General features: G+C 58.9%; 18 protein-coding genes. 7 read left to right on the top strand and 11 right to left on the bottom strand.

Annotation, left to right across the window (positions count from 1 at the left end; genetic code table 11):
• Positions 1–95: 95 nt before the first annotated feature.
• The 7 genes from OSC37_RS16310 to OSC37_RS16280 all read right to left on the bottom strand — a co-directional run bounded on the left by OSC37_RS16310 (position 96) and on the right by OSC37_RS16280 (position 5,654).
• Entirely contained in the window at positions 96–905 is an 810-nt protein-coding gene (locus OSC37_RS16310) for a 2-amino-3,7-dideoxy-D-threo-hept-6-ulosonate synthase (RefSeq protein WP_267162490.1), read from the bottom strand.
• 37 nt (positions 906–942) lie between these two features.
• The gene (gene trpA / locus OSC37_RS16305; RefSeq protein ID WP_267162489.1) at positions 943–1,767 is read right to left on the bottom strand and encodes a tryptophan synthase subunit alpha; all 825 of its coding nucleotides are present in this window, start codon (positions 1,765–1,767) and stop codon (positions 943–945) included.
• Positions 1,764–3,038, bottom strand: a complete 1,275-nt coding sequence (gene trpB, locus OSC37_RS16300) for a tryptophan synthase subunit beta (protein ID WP_267162488.1) — start codon at positions 3,036–3,038, stop codon at positions 1,764–1,766. The genes trpA and trpB overlap by 4 nt, the downstream gene beginning before the upstream one ends.
• Complete coding sequence (gene trpC, locus OSC37_RS16295) at positions 3,035–3,799, bottom strand: indole-3-glycerol phosphate synthase (RefSeq protein ID WP_267162487.1); 765 nt, start codon at positions 3,797–3,799, stop codon at positions 3,035–3,037. The genes trpB and trpC overlap by 4 nt, the downstream gene beginning before the upstream one ends.
• 64 nt (positions 3,800–3,863) lie before the next feature.
• Positions 3,864–4,370 carry a transposase gene (locus OSC37_RS16290; protein ID WP_267162486.1) on the bottom strand — a complete coding sequence of 169 codons (507 nt, stop codon included), beginning with the start codon at positions 4,368–4,370 and terminating at the stop codon, positions 3,864–3,866.
• A gap of 53 nt (positions 4,371–4,423) precedes the next feature.
• Positions 4,424–4,933 carry an IS630 family transposase gene (locus OSC37_RS16285; RefSeq protein WP_267162485.1) on the bottom strand — a complete coding sequence of 170 codons (510 nt, stop codon included), beginning with the start codon at positions 4,931–4,933 and terminating at the stop codon, positions 4,424–4,426.
• Positions 4,934–4,979: 46 nt separating this feature from the next.
• Positions 4,980–5,654, bottom strand: coding sequence for a class I SAM-dependent methyltransferase (locus OSC37_RS16280; RefSeq protein WP_267162484.1), 675 nt, complete (start codon positions 5,652–5,654; stop codon positions 4,980–4,982).
• An 84-nt stretch (positions 5,655–5,738) separates the two neighbouring features.
• On the opposite strand from OSC37_RS16280, the gene OSC37_RS16275 reads away from it, so the two are divergent.
• From OSC37_RS16275 to OSC37_RS16245, 7 genes are all read left to right on the top strand, one after another.
• Positions 5,739–6,662, top strand: coding sequence for an HhH-GPD family protein (locus OSC37_RS16275; RefSeq protein WP_267162483.1), 924 nt, complete (start codon positions 5,739–5,741; stop codon positions 6,660–6,662).
• Between the two features lie 190 nt (positions 6,663–6,852).
• Positions 6,853–7,209 carry an RNA polymerase Rpb4 family protein gene (locus OSC37_RS16270; RefSeq protein WP_267162482.1) on the top strand — a complete coding sequence of 119 codons (357 nt, stop codon included), beginning with the start codon at positions 6,853–6,855 and terminating at the stop codon, positions 7,207–7,209.
• 81 nt (positions 7,210–7,290) lie between these two features.
• The gene (locus tag OSC37_RS16265; protein WP_267162481.1) at positions 7,291–7,857 is read left to right on the top strand and encodes a DUF655 domain-containing protein; all 567 of its coding nucleotides are present in this window, start codon (positions 7,291–7,293) and stop codon (positions 7,855–7,857) included.
• A gap of 13 nt (positions 7,858–7,870) precedes the next feature.
• The gene (locus OSC37_RS16260; protein WP_267162480.1) at positions 7,871–8,722 is read left to right on the top strand and encodes a 16S ribosomal RNA methyltransferase A; all 852 of its coding nucleotides are present in this window, start codon (positions 7,871–7,873) and stop codon (positions 8,720–8,722) included.
• Positions 8,719–9,309, top strand: coding sequence for a HemK2/MTQ2 family protein methyltransferase (locus OSC37_RS16255; protein WP_267162479.1), 591 nt, complete (start codon positions 8,719–8,721; stop codon positions 9,307–9,309). The genes OSC37_RS16260 and OSC37_RS16255 overlap by 4 nt, the downstream gene beginning before the upstream one ends.
• A gap of 267 nt (positions 9,310–9,576) precedes the next feature.
• Positions 9,577–10,752, top strand: coding sequence for a tyrosine-type recombinase/integrase (locus OSC37_RS16250; protein ID WP_267162478.1), 1,176 nt, complete (start codon positions 9,577–9,579; stop codon positions 10,750–10,752).
• 79 nt (positions 10,753–10,831) lie between these two features.
• A complete protein-coding gene (locus OSC37_RS16245) occupies positions 10,832–11,128 on the top strand; it encodes a hypothetical protein (RefSeq protein WP_267162477.1) in 297 nt (98 codons plus the stop codon).
• Between the two features lie 838 nt (positions 11,129–11,966).
• Here the strand turns inward: OSC37_RS16245 and OSC37_RS16240 are convergent.
• The 4 genes from OSC37_RS16240 to OSC37_RS16225 form a co-directional block, all read right to left on the bottom strand.
• Complete coding sequence (locus OSC37_RS16240; protein ID WP_267162476.1) at positions 11,967–12,203, bottom strand: hypothetical protein; 237 nt, start codon at positions 12,201–12,203, stop codon at positions 11,967–11,969.
• Positions 12,204–12,921: 718 nt separating this feature from the next.
• Positions 12,922–13,242 carry a transcription factor S gene (locus OSC37_RS16235; protein ID WP_267162475.1) on the bottom strand — a complete coding sequence of 107 codons (321 nt, stop codon included), beginning with the start codon at positions 13,240–13,242 and terminating at the stop codon, positions 12,922–12,924.
• 50 nt (positions 13,243–13,292) lie between these two features.
• Positions 13,293–13,955: a DUF8135 domain-containing protein gene (locus tag OSC37_RS16230; protein ID WP_267162474.1), complete on the bottom strand. Its 663-nt coding sequence runs from the start codon at positions 13,953–13,955 to the stop codon at positions 13,293–13,295.
• Complete coding sequence (locus OSC37_RS16225) at positions 13,952–14,845, bottom strand: CopG family transcriptional regulator (protein WP_267162473.1); 894 nt, start codon at positions 14,843–14,845, stop codon at positions 13,952–13,954. The genes OSC37_RS16230 and OSC37_RS16225 overlap by 4 nt, the downstream gene beginning before the upstream one ends.
• Positions 14,846–14,859: the final 14 nt, after the last annotated feature.

Here is a 14,859-nt window from a genome sequence, read left to right as displayed (position 1 = left end):
GTAGCTGTTTATACTCTTGCCTGTTAGGTAACCGGTCCACGTGAACAAAGAAGTAACAAGCCCGCTTATCGGCCAGACCTTCCTCCGAACAGGGCTTATGCCTCGACGGTCAGACCGGCCTCGTGAGCGGCCGTCTCCGCGTCTACGCCATCTCGGACGACCGCGGCAATGCCCTCGGTAATCGCGCGGGGGGTCTCGTGCTGGAAGACCGACCGACCAGTCGAGACACCTGCCGCTCCTGCGTCCATCGCACCGGCGACGGTCTCCAGTGTCTCCCGGTCGGTGCCTTTGCTGCCGCCGGCGATGACGACCGGCAACTGCGTCGCCTCGACGACCCGCTCGAAGCTTTCTGGTGTGCCGGTGTAGGAGGTCTTGACCACGTCCGCGCCGAGTTCTTCGCCCAGCCTGACAGCGTGTGCCACATCTTCGGCGTAGGCTTCCGGATTGCTCTTGTCGGCGACATCCGGGCCGCGGGCGTATGTCATCGCCAGCACCGGCATCCCGTACTCCGCGGCTGTCGTCGTCACCTCGCCGAGATGGGCTATCTGTTCGCGCTCGTACTCGCTGCCGACGTTGATGTGCAAGGAAACAGCATCGGCCCCGACCCGAATTGCGTCCTCGACGGTGCCGGTGATGCGCTTGTCGTTCTCGTCGGGGCCGAGCGTCGTCGACCCGTTGAGGTGGACGACGTAGCCCGCGCCGTTTTTATTGTCGTGGACCCGCGGTGCAATCCCTTTCTGTGTGAGAACGGCCGTCGCGCCGCCGCTCGTGACGCCGTCGATTGTAGACTCGATATCGGCGAGTCCGTCGACGGCACCCATTGTGATGCCATGGTCCATCGGGATGACCAGATAGCGGCCGTCTTCGCTGATTCTGTCGAGTCGTGCCTGTACGCCTGTGTTCATGCTGTCTGCCGACCTCCAGCGTGTGTGCGTGTCTCTGTCATTGTTGCTCAGGTGGGTGTTCGCGTCCGGCCAGCGCGCCAGCCTTCAGCTCGCTCGCCGTGTTCTCTAGTCGTGTGGCGGTCTCCCCGGTACTTATATCCTCGTCGTCGCCCTCGGCGACGAGGCTCACCAGCGCCGATCCGACAATGATACCGTCGGCACCCGCTCCCACGATACGCTGTGCGTGTTCGCCCGTCTTGATGCCGAACCCGACCGCCTTGGGGACAGTCCAGTCCTCGATTTGGGCGAGCGTCTCGGCGGTGTGGTCAGAGAGATCCTCGCGAGCCCCGGTCGTACCGAGGCGGGCCTGGACGTAGACGTAGCCCGACACCTGCTCGCGGATGCGTTCCAGGCGTTCGTCAGTTGTCGTCGGCGCGACGATGAACACGAGGTCTAGTCCGTGCTCGTCACAGGCCTCCCGGAGCTGGTCTGCCTCCTCGGCGGGCAGGTCCGGTATCACTAGCCCCTCGATACCGACCTCCGCGGCCCGTTCGACGAACGACGCCGGCCCGTCCGACGGGCCGTACTGGTAGACTAGGTTGTAGTAGGTCATACAGGCAAGCGGCACGTCGACAGCGAGGTCCTCGACGAACGCGAAGTAGCGGTCGGGTGTCATACCGCCGTCAAGCGCGCGGACGATTGCCTGCTGAATTGTCGACCCCTCTGCAATCGGCTCGGAGAAGGGCAACCCGAGTTCGATGATATCAGCTCCCCCACGAGCCAGTGCCTCGACGTATTCGAGCGACTCTTCGTATGTGGGGTCGCCGGCTACCAGATACGGGATGAACGCGGGCTCGTCGGCGAAAATCCGGTCGAGACTCACGCCGAGTCACCCCCCGAGCGGCCAATCTGGCGGAACAGGTCCATCTCCGGGCCGGCGTCGATATCTCGCGCCGTCGTCTCCTCCACGACGGTTTCGAGGTCCTTGTCGCCCCGACCGGAGACGTTTATGATGACCACGTCGCCGAGGTCGTCCTCGCAGTCGCCCACGGAGGCGGCGTGGAGATAGCCGAAGGCGTGGGCCGTTTCCAGTGCGGGGATGATACCCTCGTCCTGCGAGAGCCGGTGAAACGCCTCTAGCGCGGCGTCGTCGTCGACGTTGGCCGGAATAACACGGTCTTCGTCGACGAGATGGGCGAGCTCCGGGCCGACACCGGCGTAGTCGAGCCCCGCAGACACGGAGTGAGACTCCATTATCTGCCCGTCCGAGTCCTGGAGGAGCTTCGTTCGCGCACCGTGGAGGACGCCCTCCTCACCGGTCGAAAGGGTCGCGGAGTTCGGTGCGACACCCTCCTCTTCGTCGACCTGGAGCGAGGAGCCACCGGCCTCGACGGCGACGAGGTCGACCTCGGGGTCGTCGATGAACTCAGCAAACATGCCCATCGTGTTCGACCCACCGCCGGCACAGGCCATCACGGAGTCGGGCAGGTCACCGGTCGCGTCGAGTATCTGTTCACGGGCCTCTTCGGAGATGACCGCGTGGAAGTCGCGCACCATCGAAGGGAACGGGGCGGGGCCGACGATACTCCCGATGACGTAGTGGGTGCGCTCGACCGTCGCGGCCCAGTCTCGCATCGTCTCGCTGATAGCCTCTTTGAGCGTTCCGCGGCCGGTGGTCACGGGGTTGACCGCCGCGCCGTTGAGCCGCATCCTGAAAACGTTCGGCCGCTGGCGGGCGATATCTGTCTCACCCATGTATATCTCGCAGGGCATATCCAGGTGTGCCGCGGCCATCGCCGTCGCGGTGCCGTGTTGTCCCGCGCCGGTCTCGGCGATGATGCGCTCTTTGCCCATGTACTTCGCCAACAACACCTGTCCGAGGGCGTTGTTCAGCTTGTGTGCGCCACCGTGAAGGAGGTCCTCGCGCTTAAGATAGATCTCCTTCTCGTAGCGCTCCGAGAGCTGGTTGGCGTACTGCAGCGGCGTCGGCCGCCCGCCGAAGTCACGTAGCCGCTCCCGGAACTCGTCCATGAAGCCGTCCTCGTTGTGCAGGACGTACCGCTCGTAGGCGTCTGTTAGCTCTTCGATTGCCGGCATCAACGCCTCCGGCACATACTGTCCGCCGTAGTCGCCGAACTCTCCGATTGAACTCATGTGTCGTGTCCCTCCGTAGTGACGAGTCGACGCGTGTTCGCAGTCACGTCGCCGTCCATAATTGCCGAGCCGACGAGTAGCGCGTCCGCGCCGGCCGCTTGCATCCGTTCGACGTCTCGCTGGCTCCCGATGCCGCTCTCTGCGACCAGAAGAACGTCCTCGGGGACCGTCGGCGCGACCTCCTCGAACGTCTCGAGGTCGACCTCCAGTTTGGTCAGGTCGCGATTGTTGACGCCGACAATGTCCGCACCGGCCTCGATTGCCGCCTCAACCTCCGTGGCGGTGTGGGTCTCGACGAGGACCTGAAAGCCTCGCTCTCGGGCGGCATCGACCATCCGGTCGAGGTCGTTGAGGAACCGGGCGATGAGCAGGACCATATCCGCCGCGACGGTGTCGAGCTGTTCCTCCCGGAGGATGAAGTCCTTCCGCAGAACCGGGACCTCGACTGCCTCCCGGACGCGGTCGAGCGCCTCGGGCGAGCCGCCGAAGTGGCTCGGCTCCGTCAGGACCGACAGCGCCGTTGCACCGCCCTCGACCATCTGTTCGGCCAGCACGACCGAGTCCTCGGTTCGCTCTCCTGTCGTCGTGGGCGAGGTAGGTTTAATCTCGGCGATAACCGGCACTCGACCGTCGGCAGCCGCAGCCTCGACCGCGTCGGGGAACGAGTGCGGGGACACCGAGAGGCGGTCACCTCCGCCGCCCCTCGTCTCGGCCGCCTCTAGTATCGAGTCGACGACCGGAGCGAGCGATTCAATATCCATTCTTGGTCATTGTTGGACAAAGATGTTCATAAGGCTTGCGTCTGTGTCTCACCGCTCATAGTGACTAGGACAAATATTTGCTGGTGAGATATGGCCAAATATCTGGTTCGTTGATCGTGCTCAGCCCTTGTCGAAGATACTCTTCCAGCGTCGAGAGATCAGGAACGAGTCGATGCTTGAACCACTCCTGAAGCTGGTCCCAGCAGCCTTCGACGGCGTTTAATTCGGGAAGCTTCGACGGGAAGTACCAGACCTCGAGATCGTCACCACGTACGCACGCGACCGAACTGTCTCCGACAGTTTCGGTCGCTCGGGTGCCGCTGACGTGCTCCCAGAGATCCCGTGCCCAGAAGTAGCCTGCCCGGTCAAGAAACACCACCAACTCGTCACCGAAGCGCTCTTGTAGCGCTTCTAACAGTCGGATTCCGTGGAACCGGGTCAGGTTCTCGTCCGTCCAGCAATAGAAGCTGTCGCCATCGTCGGTGACAGCGCCCAGCACTGTCACCGACTCCCACGAAGTCGAAGTCTCGACAGTTGGATTCGAGCCGATCGGGAACCAGCCACGCCGCAAGACAGTGCCAACGTGTTTGGTGAATTGATCGACGACAACGACAGTTTTCTCGCTCAGTTCGGGGCGTTTTTTTCGACTGTGTCTTCGAACTCGGCTTTGTCTTGGGGGTCGGCCTCGTGGTGGCGAGGCCGTGCTGTCCGACAGGACAGCCCGGCCTCTCTCAATAAGTCATACGCGTATGTTTCGTGGTATTCGACGCCATACTCCTCTTTGACGTGGTGAAGCAGAAGTTTCGCTGACCAAGCTTGTTGGTCGTAGCCGAGTTCAGTCGGTGGCTGTTGTAGTTGTTCGAAGAGTTGCTCGCGCTCTGCTCCATCGATCTTAGCCGGACCACCTGGTCGGGGAGCGTCGTAAGGAGCTTGCTCAATCGGTTGTTCCTTGAACCGATTGAGCCAATTTTGAATCGTTCGCGTAACAACACCGTGGCGCTCAGCCAGCGTGTCTATTTGATCGCCTTGCTTGCGGCCGATCGCCGCGAGAACACGTTCTCGCGGCTTTCCTTCGTCGATCTGGTCCTTGAGCTTGTAGAGTTCTTCGAGCGTGACATCGTCAAGCCGACCCATTACAGGCTCTAAGATCTCGATAAGCAAATCACTTGCCTAATCACTATCAGTCTGTGTGCCTCGCTGAAACGACCTCGCCGAGCATCCGCTTGAGTCCTGGTCGGCGCCGCCGTTCGAGTCGGCCGCGAACGACGGGGAGAACTGCGCCAGCGAGACCCTCGTTTCGCTCGAAAGAGACGGCCCGGAAGCGGTCGTCGCCAAGCAACAGTCGGTCTGTCTCGCGGTTCAGGTGACAGCCGCCGGCGACGGCGTGCCATGCAGGGGCCAACAGGTCGTGGACTCGGCCGCCCACTCCGTCACCGCGGACGTGTTCTAGGAACCGAAACTCGCCGCCGTCGCGCAGCACGCGCGTGACCTCGTCGAGCGCACGCTCGTGGTCTGGGATAGTACAGAGCGCGAACGAGGCGACGACCGCGTCGAACGTCCCGTCGTCGTACGGTAGGTCCTGTGCGTCGCCGGCGACAACCGTGATATCAGCTGAAGACTCCTCGGCTTGCTCGACTGCCTGTCGTCGCATTCCAGGGTCGGGTTCGACCGCCTCGACACAGACCGAATCGAGCGACTCGAAGTACGGAAACATCGCTCCGGTGCCGGCACCGAGGTCGAGTACGTCGCCATCGAGGTCTGCAACGAGCGCCTCCCGGTGTGGGCGGAGGACGGTCCGCTCCGGTATCGCCATCACGGGGTCGTACAGCCCGGCAACCAACGGATTGTCGCTCATATCTATCGTAGATGGTCGTCGCACTTGTGGTCACCGGTGGCACGTATCGGTAGGCACAAACCCGTGGCTGTCTCAGACCCGGTGATGAGCGACGCCGACAGCGGGCGGTTCGACGACCTCGATCTCGTCGCCGTCAGGGACGGTCTCCGCGGGTGGTACGAAACAGACCATCGGGAGTTCCCCTGGCGGGAGACGACCGACCCCTACGAGATTCTCGTCTCCGAGGTGATGAGCCAACAGACCCAGCTCGGCCGAGTCGTCGACGCCTGGGAGGGGTTTCTGGACCGGTGGCCGACCGTCGAGGCGCTTGCCGATGCCGACCGCGCGGCGGTCGTCGGCTTCTGGACCGACCACAGCCTTGGCTACAACAACCGCGCGAAGTACCTCCACGAGGCCGCGGGGCAGGTCTGTACAGAGTTTGACGGCGAGTTCCCACAGACGCCGGAGAGCCTGCAGGAGCTAATGGGTGTCGGCCCCTACACCGCAAACGCCGTTGCCAGCTTCGCGTTCAACAACGGCGACGCCGTGGTCGATACGAACGTCAAACGTGTCCTCTATCGGGCGTTCGGTGTTCCCGACGACGACGATGCCTTCGAACAGCGTGCGAGCGACCTCATGCCAGACGGAGAGTCTCGGCTCTGGAACAACGCGATTATGGAACTGGGCGGCACGGCCTGCGAGCAGACCCCAAGCTGTGACGAGGCGGGCTGTCCGTGGCGAGAGTGGTGTCATGCCTACCAGACGGGCGATTTCACCGCGCCGGACGTTCCGACACAGCCGAGTTTCGAGGGGAGTCGCCGGCAGTTTCGTGGCAGGGTCGTCCGTGCCTTGAGCGAACACGGCGAACTGGAGCTCGACAACCTCGGCCCGCGAATCCGGGTCGACTACACGCCCGACGGTGACCACGGCAGAGACTGGCTCCGTGGCCTTCTGGAGGACCTGTCTGAGGAGGGGATGGTCCAACTGCGCGAGCGAGAAGGGTCGACGGTCGCCAGACTACAGGAGTAGCGTTGACGACAAAGCGGGAGCGTACCCGCGCACGTGAGGAGGTTCCTGAACCGCAGTCCACTCGCGAGAAGAGACAAATTAGGGCAACCCAGATTCGGCAGGTATTTTTCGCTTGATTATCTATACCGGCACGAACAGCGAGGCTCGTCCGTCCGCCCGGACGAGCGAATATCTTCGACAGGACCCAATCATGACAATATTCAAAGAGAAAGTCGACGAGGAGTATCTGACAGTCGCCGAGACAAAAGAGATTCTGGAGCGTCTCGAAGTCGAGCGCGCGACCGACGACGACCGCGAGATGCGATACGAACTCGCCCGAGCCATCGAGCACACAAACCGCTTCGCAGAGCTCGACCCCGACGACGCCCGCGAGTTCGCCGACAAGCTGGCCGACCTCGACAAGGTCGACGAGAAGACCGCGAACAAGATTGTCGACATCAAGCCCCTTGACCGAGACGAACTGCGTGCGGTGTTCGCACAGGAACGATACTCGCTGTCCGGTGACGAACTCGACGAGATTCTCAACATCGTCAATCAGTACGTCTGATTCGAGAGGACCCCGCATCGAGACAGCTATCCCGTCCTTACCTGCGTACGTTTAAGTGGCCAGTCGCCATACCATCGTGGTATGACTGACGACAAGCGTGACGAGAGCGAGGAGGTTGTCGTACTGGACTTTCTCGCACATGGGCGGAGTGACGACGACCGGCCCCAGTACCAGAAAGAGCCACTCGCATACGTTATCGACAAAGGCGAGTTCCACCTCTACGAACTCGTGATGGACCAGGATGCGAACATCTCCATCGGAGACTCATTCCAGCTCGACGCGAGCGAAGATATCGCCCGACAGACCAGCATCGACTACGACGACCTGCCAAGCGGCGCGAGTTCGGAGCTCGACTACGTCATCGAGGAGCTCGTCGAGGCCGACGAGCAGCGGTTCGTCGACTACTTCAACGATGCCCAGCCGATTACGCTCCGGCTCCACCAGCTGAATCTGTTCCCCGGTATCGGCGAGAAACTCCGGAACGACATTCTCGACGAGCGCAAGCGCAACCCCTTCGAGAGCTTCGAGGAGCTCGACGAGCGCATCGACGGCCTCCACAGCCCGAAGGAGGTCATCGTCGAACGCATCCTCGAAGAGCTGAAAGAGGACGAACTGAAATACCAGCTGTTCGTCCGGGACGAAGACTGAGAGACGCTTCGAGATGACACACCGAGACCCCGATTCACTTCGTGCCAGAGCCGGCGTCGCCGGCGACCCTAATCAAGACCAGCATTTCCTCGTCGACGACCGTGTGCTCGACCGACTCCCCGGCTACCTCACGGACGCCGGCGGCGACACGACCCACGTGCTCGAAATCGGCGGCGGGACCGGTGCGCTGACCGACAGGCTCTGTGCCGTCGCAGAGAGCGTGACCGTCATCGAGCGCGACCCGAATCTCGCGGCCTTCCTCCGCGAAGAGTTCGAGACGGAGCGGGCGGACGGGACGCTGACCGTCGTCGAGGGTGACGCCCTCGACGTGGAGTTGCCGGAGTTCACCGCCTCCGTGTCGAATCTCCCCTACGGCGCGTCGAGTGAAATCGCGTTCCAGCTGTTGCCCCACGGGCACCCGCTCGTCTTGATGTTCCAGCTCGAGTTCGCCGAGCGGATGGCCGCAGGCGTCGGCGACGATGAGTACGGCCGACTCTCTGTGACGGCGAATCACTACGCCGACGTGGAACTCGTCGAGACAGTCCCTCCCGAGGCCTTCGCGCCACAGCCGGCCGTCGACAGTGCCGTTCTCAGGACGACTCCCCGCGAGCCGTCGTACACTGTCCCCGATGACGATTTCTTCCGGTCATTCTTGAAGGGCATCTTCACCCAGCGACGGAAGACGATGCGCAACGCGGTCAGAAACACGACCCACATCTCGGGACTGGGCGACGGCGACGCCGTCGTCGACGCGGCAGACGAGGAGCTGATGGGTCGTCGGGCTGGCTCGGTGTCGCCGGCGGAGTTCGCACAGCTCACCACCCTCGCCTGGGAAGTCGGCAAGCCCGACGCCCGCGAGCGATGACCGACGACGAGACGCCGCGGCTGGCCGAACTCCGCGAGGTCGACCAGGTCTACCAGCCCGCAGAAGACTCACACCTGCTCGCAGAGACCGTCGCCGATGAGGTCGAGTCGGGTGCTACTCTCCTCGATGTCGGCACCGGCTCGGGCTATGTCGCCGATGTCGTCAGCACGGAGAGCGACGCGACAGTCGTCGGAGTCGACCTGAATCCGCTGGCCTGCGAGCAGGCCAGGGCTCGGGGCGTCTCGGTCCTCAGAGGTGACCTCGTTTCGCCGTTCAGGGGGGACGCCTTCGATGTGGTCTGTTTCAATCCACCCTACCTCCCGGAGGCCCCTGAGGGCGTCTGGGACGACTGGATGGAACAGGCAGTCACGGGCGGCGAGGACGGCCGGGCCGTCATCGCGGCGTTTCTGGAAGACGTAGAACGCGTTCTCCGCCCCGAAGGGCGCATCTATCTGCTGATTTCGACGGTGACCGGGGTCGATGCCGTCCGGTCGCTGGCCGAGAGCCACGGCTTCAAGTCGACTGTTCTCGCCGAGGAATCACACTCCTTCGAGAGACTGCTGGTTCTTCGGCTGTGGTCTCACTAGCTGTATCCTCGCCACCGATGTCCGCACTCCTTGCACTTGCAAGAGTGCGGCTAAGCGGGGTTTGCTTATAAAGGTTGAGCAAGCCTTTTATGCAAGTTGTCTGTTGTGGTGGCGAGACTCAGAAACCAGAGATTCATCGGTCGAACCACCCCTTCGCATTCTTGCGGTTTTCCTATCAGATTCACAGAATGGCCGAAACTCGCTGATAGCGACTAATCGCAAGAAGGCGTCGGGGAAACACTTAAGTAAATTCCGAACCCGCGGGATATGAGCAAAGTAACCGACACTTCGACCGACGAATCACCTACGACCAACCAAGCAGAAGCCGACCTATGCGACTTCCTCGCAGAACGCTCAGAGCTATCTGTGAGCTTCGAGGAACCTGACGACGACAGGGAAAGGCGATACGACCGGCTACCTGTCGCCCGCACTCAGGCAGGCACTCAGGCCGATGTGAGCGACTTCCCATCGGGCAAGAGCGATGAACGGGGGAACTTCTCGAAAAAGACCTACGTGCGCTACCGTGATACCGTGAACGACTTCATTCAGTCGCAAGACGTGAACGAGTTAATGGAGGTGACGCCACGGGAAATCGGCCGATGGAACCAGATTCTTCAACAGCGGGACTACGCCCGCACAACCAGAGACGGCAAGCTCGAAACTCTCGGCGTATTCATCAAATGGGCCGAACGTGAGTGGCGAATCACGTATGAAGATGGGAGAGAGAAGCTTTCGGACGTTATCTCGAAAAAGCGAGACGACTTAGACGTAAGTAATGACGAGAAATCACGGGCAGGAGACGACGATTACCGTATTTCGTCTGAACGCGCCGAGGAAATTATAGGCCATATGGCAAAACACGATTACGCCAGTCGTCAAATGGTTGAGTTTCTGCTAATCTATCACATCGGCTGTCGGAAGTCGGCGCTTCTGTCGCTCAACTGTGGCGACATTCGACCACAGAAGGGTATCATAGAGATTAGGAATCGGCCCGAACAGGCAGGTGTCCGACTAAAGAAAGGCAATTCGGGCGAACGAGACGTGAATGTCACCGACGGCGTGATAGGTGTGGTGATGGATTACATCAAGGAGCATCGGACAGAACCACAAGGCGGGAGCGATGCACTACTCACCTCGTGGGCTGGTCGAATAAACGAAAGTACCCTGTATCGGGACATAGCGGGACTCACCAAATGCGGTGACTGTACCGATAATAATGGGGAAACGCTCACGAAACAGAACGCAAGTGACTGTCCCGAAAGCATCGGCCCGCACGACCTTCGCAGAGTAGCGATAACGACAATGCGGGATAAGGGTCTGTCGTGGCAAATTATTAGTGGTCGAGTGAATGCGAAGGTGGAAATGCTAAAGCAACACTACGATTCCCCCACCTACGAGCGAGCGGCAGAACGCCGTAAGGCAGAGGTAATAGACGCTCTGTAATCTGGCAATAGGATAGTTGACTCTCTGCAGGTGTGTATGTGGACAATGTTTTATAATCCGGTTACGTTGTTGTATATATATGGGATGGAACAAGATTGGTGAACTCCATCGAATGCGGGGGAATATCACCGTGTATCGAAACGAGCCTTGGTCTGAATGCCCGAATTGTGGAGAATATGATTATACTGAATACAAATGGTCCAAAGATAAAGCCATAGGCTCGGATATTGTTCGTGCAAAAGGCGGACTCTGTCATAATTGCCGTTATAAAGAACCAATGGAAGGCGAAAAGAAATTCAACAAACGTGTGAATAGCGGCATCAAACTATCACAGGCATATGGGGAATTAGACAATAACCGATACAAAATCAAGTAACGTTCCAAGCTCGTATTGCTGAATCCTATCGTCGGACCAATAGAGTGCGGCCCATATGCGAGCATATTGCCATTCTTCACTGAGATTCCGCACGTCTGTTTCTGGACCGACTTCGGCTGATTCTATCTGCTCTATGGACTGCGGGCAGTCAAGCCAGAGAGCATAGTGCTTGTGCGAGTAGCCTGTCTTTCGTGGCAGAACGCCGTAAGGCAGAGGTAATAGACGCTCTGTAGCTCTGCGCCAGCATCAAGGCGCTGGTAGCAGTTTGCTGGCTCTCATACTGACGCGTACGCGCTTTTTTAATCTAACTACCTATTGTATAAGGTTTGTGAAAATTCTACGAGAGTTCTACAGCATTCACTTTACCTATTAAACAATAGCAAGTCTAAACACTAACTCTTACACTAATAGGTAAACTATCACTCGTGGAATTAGATTGCGCCGACCCCGAATAGATTACTAACCCCGATAGGTTGTGAGATGTCCGGTAAGGCGCGGCGATTACGACTAATCCGAGAATTAAATTTTTTATCGATTCGGGGTAGGGCAGTAGGATTCGATGATAGGTGCGAAACGATTAGACCGACGTTATACTCTGACTGATACGAGGTGATAGTCTCGGTATAGGTATAGAATTGTATGAGAAGTCGCTGAGTGGGGCGTGAGTCTGTTTAGATTTCAGACAAGTGGTATGGGCATTGTATTGAAATTAAACCGACTGTAGGACCACTGAGAACGTCTAAGATAAATCAGGTATATACCGATAATTAAAATAATTGACTATGAATTGTTGGACTCAGATTACAACATATGATTACTGCTATTAGCGTCTATGACTTCAACGAGTGGGGAATCCCCTCCGTCGATATGCTTTCGATTTGAGGCGAACTCGTTTACTATCTGATATTGTATTATCTTGTTCAATATCGGCCACAGACGAGTATTCTGAAAGTTCGTCGCCAGCGTTAGTTGAGTCTGCCAGATTTTCGAGAGCTTCGATAATCTTCTCATCATCTATCTCGTCCAGACTGTCGGCCAGCGATTCGTCAAGCCGCATATAATATTTCTTACTCATCGTCTACCTCCTCACACAAATGACCGATTATAAACACAAACGGCGTATGTTCCTCGAACTGCTGTTCCTTAAGCTTGCTCAGTTTTCGATGCTCCTGTTTCGATAGCTTCACTTCCTTCGTTCGCATAGTAATCAGAGAGCGGTCTGATTCCGCTCCTATCTTAACACTATATGTGTCGGCCTTTAAGTACCGATAACTGAAAAGTAACCTCCATCCACCGTCTCCTATATACTGTCTTAGAGGGATTTATAGTCCTTCTAACAGTATTTAAACGTATTATCTCAACAATAATTGGGGAGCGGGTGGCTGGCTCACGGAGAATATCTCTCGTGCAACTACCAGCAATAGTTGCTTCCATTTTACCCTGAGAAATTCTTTCGAGGAGAGCGGTTCATACCGCCGATAATGAGAGAATTGAAACCGTCGGTTTCGGGAGGTAGAGGTCCGAGCGCATCAAGTGACGGCATTCTCAAAGCGTCTCTTATAAAGGGTTGGCCCTCTATATATAAGAAATTTTATATATAGAATATATAAAAACTGATGTGGCAGGAAATCGCTCTGTCTACCATTGAATCGCCAGACTGCAAAGGGATAGATAAGGTCAGTCAACAGAAATAAGTCACTTCGAAACAGTGGTCTAATCGGATAGCACACCGATGCAATCTTTGGCAACCGGCTTCAACCCGATTCCGACTATTTCAAGGGTCTCAGAGCCTCTCAGTTGTATTCCCGCCAACGATTGCCACAACTCTGGCACTTGAAGAATCTCGTCGGCGGTTCGTCCGCTGATGCTGTCTGCTTGATTGTGTACCACGCCTCGTCGTGTCCACAGTCGTCACAGATGACATCGGTCGCGGTCGGCTTCCCCTCGAATCCAGCGTCTTCAGAGGTCTCGATGAGTTCCTCGCCGGTCTGTTCTTCCGTCGAGATGAACTCCTCGGTGTCTGCCTCCTGTTCGGCGCTGGTCCCACAGCTGGTACAGACCATGACGCCGTCTTCCTTTTTCATCATCGAACCGCAGTCATCACAAAACTGCATATACCCGAAGGTGTGTCTTTTAGCGTCATAAGCTCGGGGGTTGGCGGGGCCTACTCCTCCTGGAGTTCTTCTCGTTCTGCCACAATCGGGCAGTCGACGACCCGGACTGTCTCCATATCCAGAAACTCCACGATATCCGTTCCCTCGTGGGCACAGGCGACATCCGGTGGCGGTGAGAAGTGCTCACACTGCTCGCAGTAGGCGTGTTTCGACACCTCCGCGAAGGTCCGTTCGTACTCGCCGGCGGCCCCTCTGGCGTCTGCGCTGGCGAGGTCCTGCCACACGGTATCAGGGTCGATTCCCTCAGTCTCTCTCTCCTCAAACAGGGAGTCGTTCTCCTCAAACGGGTCACCCTGGCGGGGCCGTACGTCTCCCAGTGGGTCGGACTCGGTGTCCGGTCGCCGGCCGACATTCAGGTCCATCCCGTCGCGGTCGAGGTCGTCATCGAGCGCAGTCGAGCTGTCGCTCACAGCCTCGTCCGTCTGCGCTCCTTTGGCCCGCTCGACACCGGGGCTCTCAGGGGGACCCTCCTCTATCTCAAAGTCCTCGCCCCAGACTTCGTCCGACTGGTCGTCCTCTCCTGTCTCCGCCGCCTGTTCGTCGGCAGGCTCCTCGGGAGCTGCGTCCGAGAGGGACTCGAAGGGGTCGCCTTCTCGGTCGGCGACGTCGGCTTCAAGGTCCTCGAAAAGGTCACTGGTGTCGTCGTCGCTCATGGTTCGTTCCCTGATTCGAGCTGTGAGGCGACAGTCAGCGAGGGATTCCCGAACCACCCGCTGGCCGGCTCGACATCGGTCACCGTCGCGTCACAGTGTGGACAGTGGGGGTCGGTCAGAAGCGAGATGATGACGCTATCGCCGCATTTCTCGCAGGTGGCGCGCTCGATGTCTGCCTGTCCCGCAGCGCGCTTGATCCGCTCGACGGCCTCCAGGCCGCTGGAGGACTGCTGTGCCTCGCGGAGATCACTGACCACCCAGGCGACCGTCTGAAGACGGTTTTGCATTTCCTCCAGCCGGTCGCCTTGGTTGGCAAGCTGCTCACTGTGGTCCGGCACGGTCCTGTCGTGCTGTTCTCGCAGTTCGTCGAGTTCTGCCCGGAGTTCCTCGATATCGCCCTGGAGTTCCGGGACCTCGTCGAGGTCGGCGTGGCCGTGGTCGGCAGCCGCCTTCTCGTCGACCTCCTGTTTGAGCTGTATGACCCGTTGGCGTACGTCCTGAATCTTCTCGTCGAACTCAGCCTCGACGGAATCGAGACGGCTACCTAGCTGGCGTTGTACTCCGTTTGTCGCCTCGGTCACACGGTCTGTGACCAGCTCTTCGATGCGTGTTTCGATGGCTTCCTCGACTGCAGCGTCGACGGCGTCGGCGACCTCTCCACTCAGTTCCTCGGCGACGTTCGCTTCGACAGTCTCGGCCACGTCACTTGCGTCGACCAGTAGCGATTCCTCCTCAATCTCCCCCTCAAGTTGCTTGACGGCCTGATACGAAGCGAGTAGCTGGGATACCATCGTCCCCCTGTCCACGTCGGCGGCCGCTGCCTCCTTGTCGAGCCAGTCGACGAGGCCCCGGGAAAGCTCGACCGACACCGTCAGTTCCTCGCTTGCCATTACCCGATATATTC

The sequence above is a fragment of the Halovenus salina genome, from assembly GCF_026410925.1.
In the GTDB taxonomy this organism is placed as follows: domain Archaea; phylum Halobacteriota; class Halobacteria; order Halobacteriales; family Haloarculaceae; genus Halovenus; species Halovenus salina.
The sequence above is the reverse complement of the archived record's forward strand: the minus strand, read 5'-3'. Positions and strand labels throughout refer to the sequence as shown.

Excerpts from the sequence above, each read along its gene's own strand:
- OSC37_RS16310 (WP_267162490.1), bottom strand. The coding sequence starts at position 905 with ATGAACACAGGCGTACAGGCACGACTCGACAGAATCAGCGAAGACGGC.
- trpB (WP_267162488.1), bottom strand. The coding sequence starts at position 3,038 with ATGAGTTCAATCGGAGAGTTCGGCGACTACGGCGGACAGTATGTGCCG.
- trpC (WP_267162487.1), bottom strand. The coding sequence starts at position 3,799 with ATGGATATTGAATCGCTCGCTCCGGTCGTCGACTCGATACTAGAGGCG.
- OSC37_RS16285 (WP_267162485.1), bottom strand. The coding sequence starts at position 4,933 with ATGGGTCGGCTTGACGATGTCACGCTCGAAGAACTCTACAAGCTCAAG.
- OSC37_RS16280 (WP_267162484.1), bottom strand. The coding sequence starts at position 5,654 with ATGAGCGACAATCCGTTGGTTGCCGGGCTGTACGACCCCGTGATGGCG.
- OSC37_RS16275 (WP_267162483.1), top strand. The coding sequence starts at position 5,739 with ATGAGCGACGCCGACAGCGGGCGGTTCGACGACCTCGATCTCGTCGCC.
- OSC37_RS16270 (WP_267162482.1), top strand. The coding sequence starts at position 6,853 with ATGACAATATTCAAAGAGAAAGTCGACGAGGAGTATCTGACAGTCGCC.
- OSC37_RS16265 (WP_267162481.1), top strand. The coding sequence starts at position 7,291 with ATGACTGACGACAAGCGTGACGAGAGCGAGGAGGTTGTCGTACTGGAC.
- OSC37_RS16260 (WP_267162480.1), top strand. The coding sequence starts at position 7,871 with ATGACACACCGAGACCCCGATTCACTTCGTGCCAGAGCCGGCGTCGCC.
- OSC37_RS16255 (WP_267162479.1), top strand. The coding sequence starts at position 8,719 with ATGACCGACGACGAGACGCCGCGGCTGGCCGAACTCCGCGAGGTCGAC.
- OSC37_RS16250 (WP_267162478.1), top strand. The coding sequence starts at position 9,577 with ATGAGCAAAGTAACCGACACTTCGACCGACGAATCACCTACGACCAAC.
- OSC37_RS16245 (WP_267162477.1), top strand. The coding sequence starts at position 10,832 with ATGGGATGGAACAAGATTGGTGAACTCCATCGAATGCGGGGGAATATC.
- OSC37_RS16240 (WP_267162476.1), bottom strand. The coding sequence starts at position 12,203 with ATGAGTAAGAAATATTATATGCGGCTTGACGAATCGCTGGCCGACAGT.
- OSC37_RS16235 (WP_267162475.1), bottom strand. The coding sequence starts at position 13,242 with ATGCAGTTTTGTGATGACTGCGGTTCGATGATGAAAAAGGAAGACGGC.
- OSC37_RS16230 (WP_267162474.1), bottom strand. The coding sequence starts at position 13,955 with ATGAGCGACGACGACACCAGTGACCTTTTCGAGGACCTTGAAGCCGAC.
- OSC37_RS16225 (WP_267162473.1), bottom strand. The coding sequence starts at position 14,845 with ATGGCAAGCGAGGAACTGACGGTGTCGGTCGAGCTTTCCCGGGGCCTC.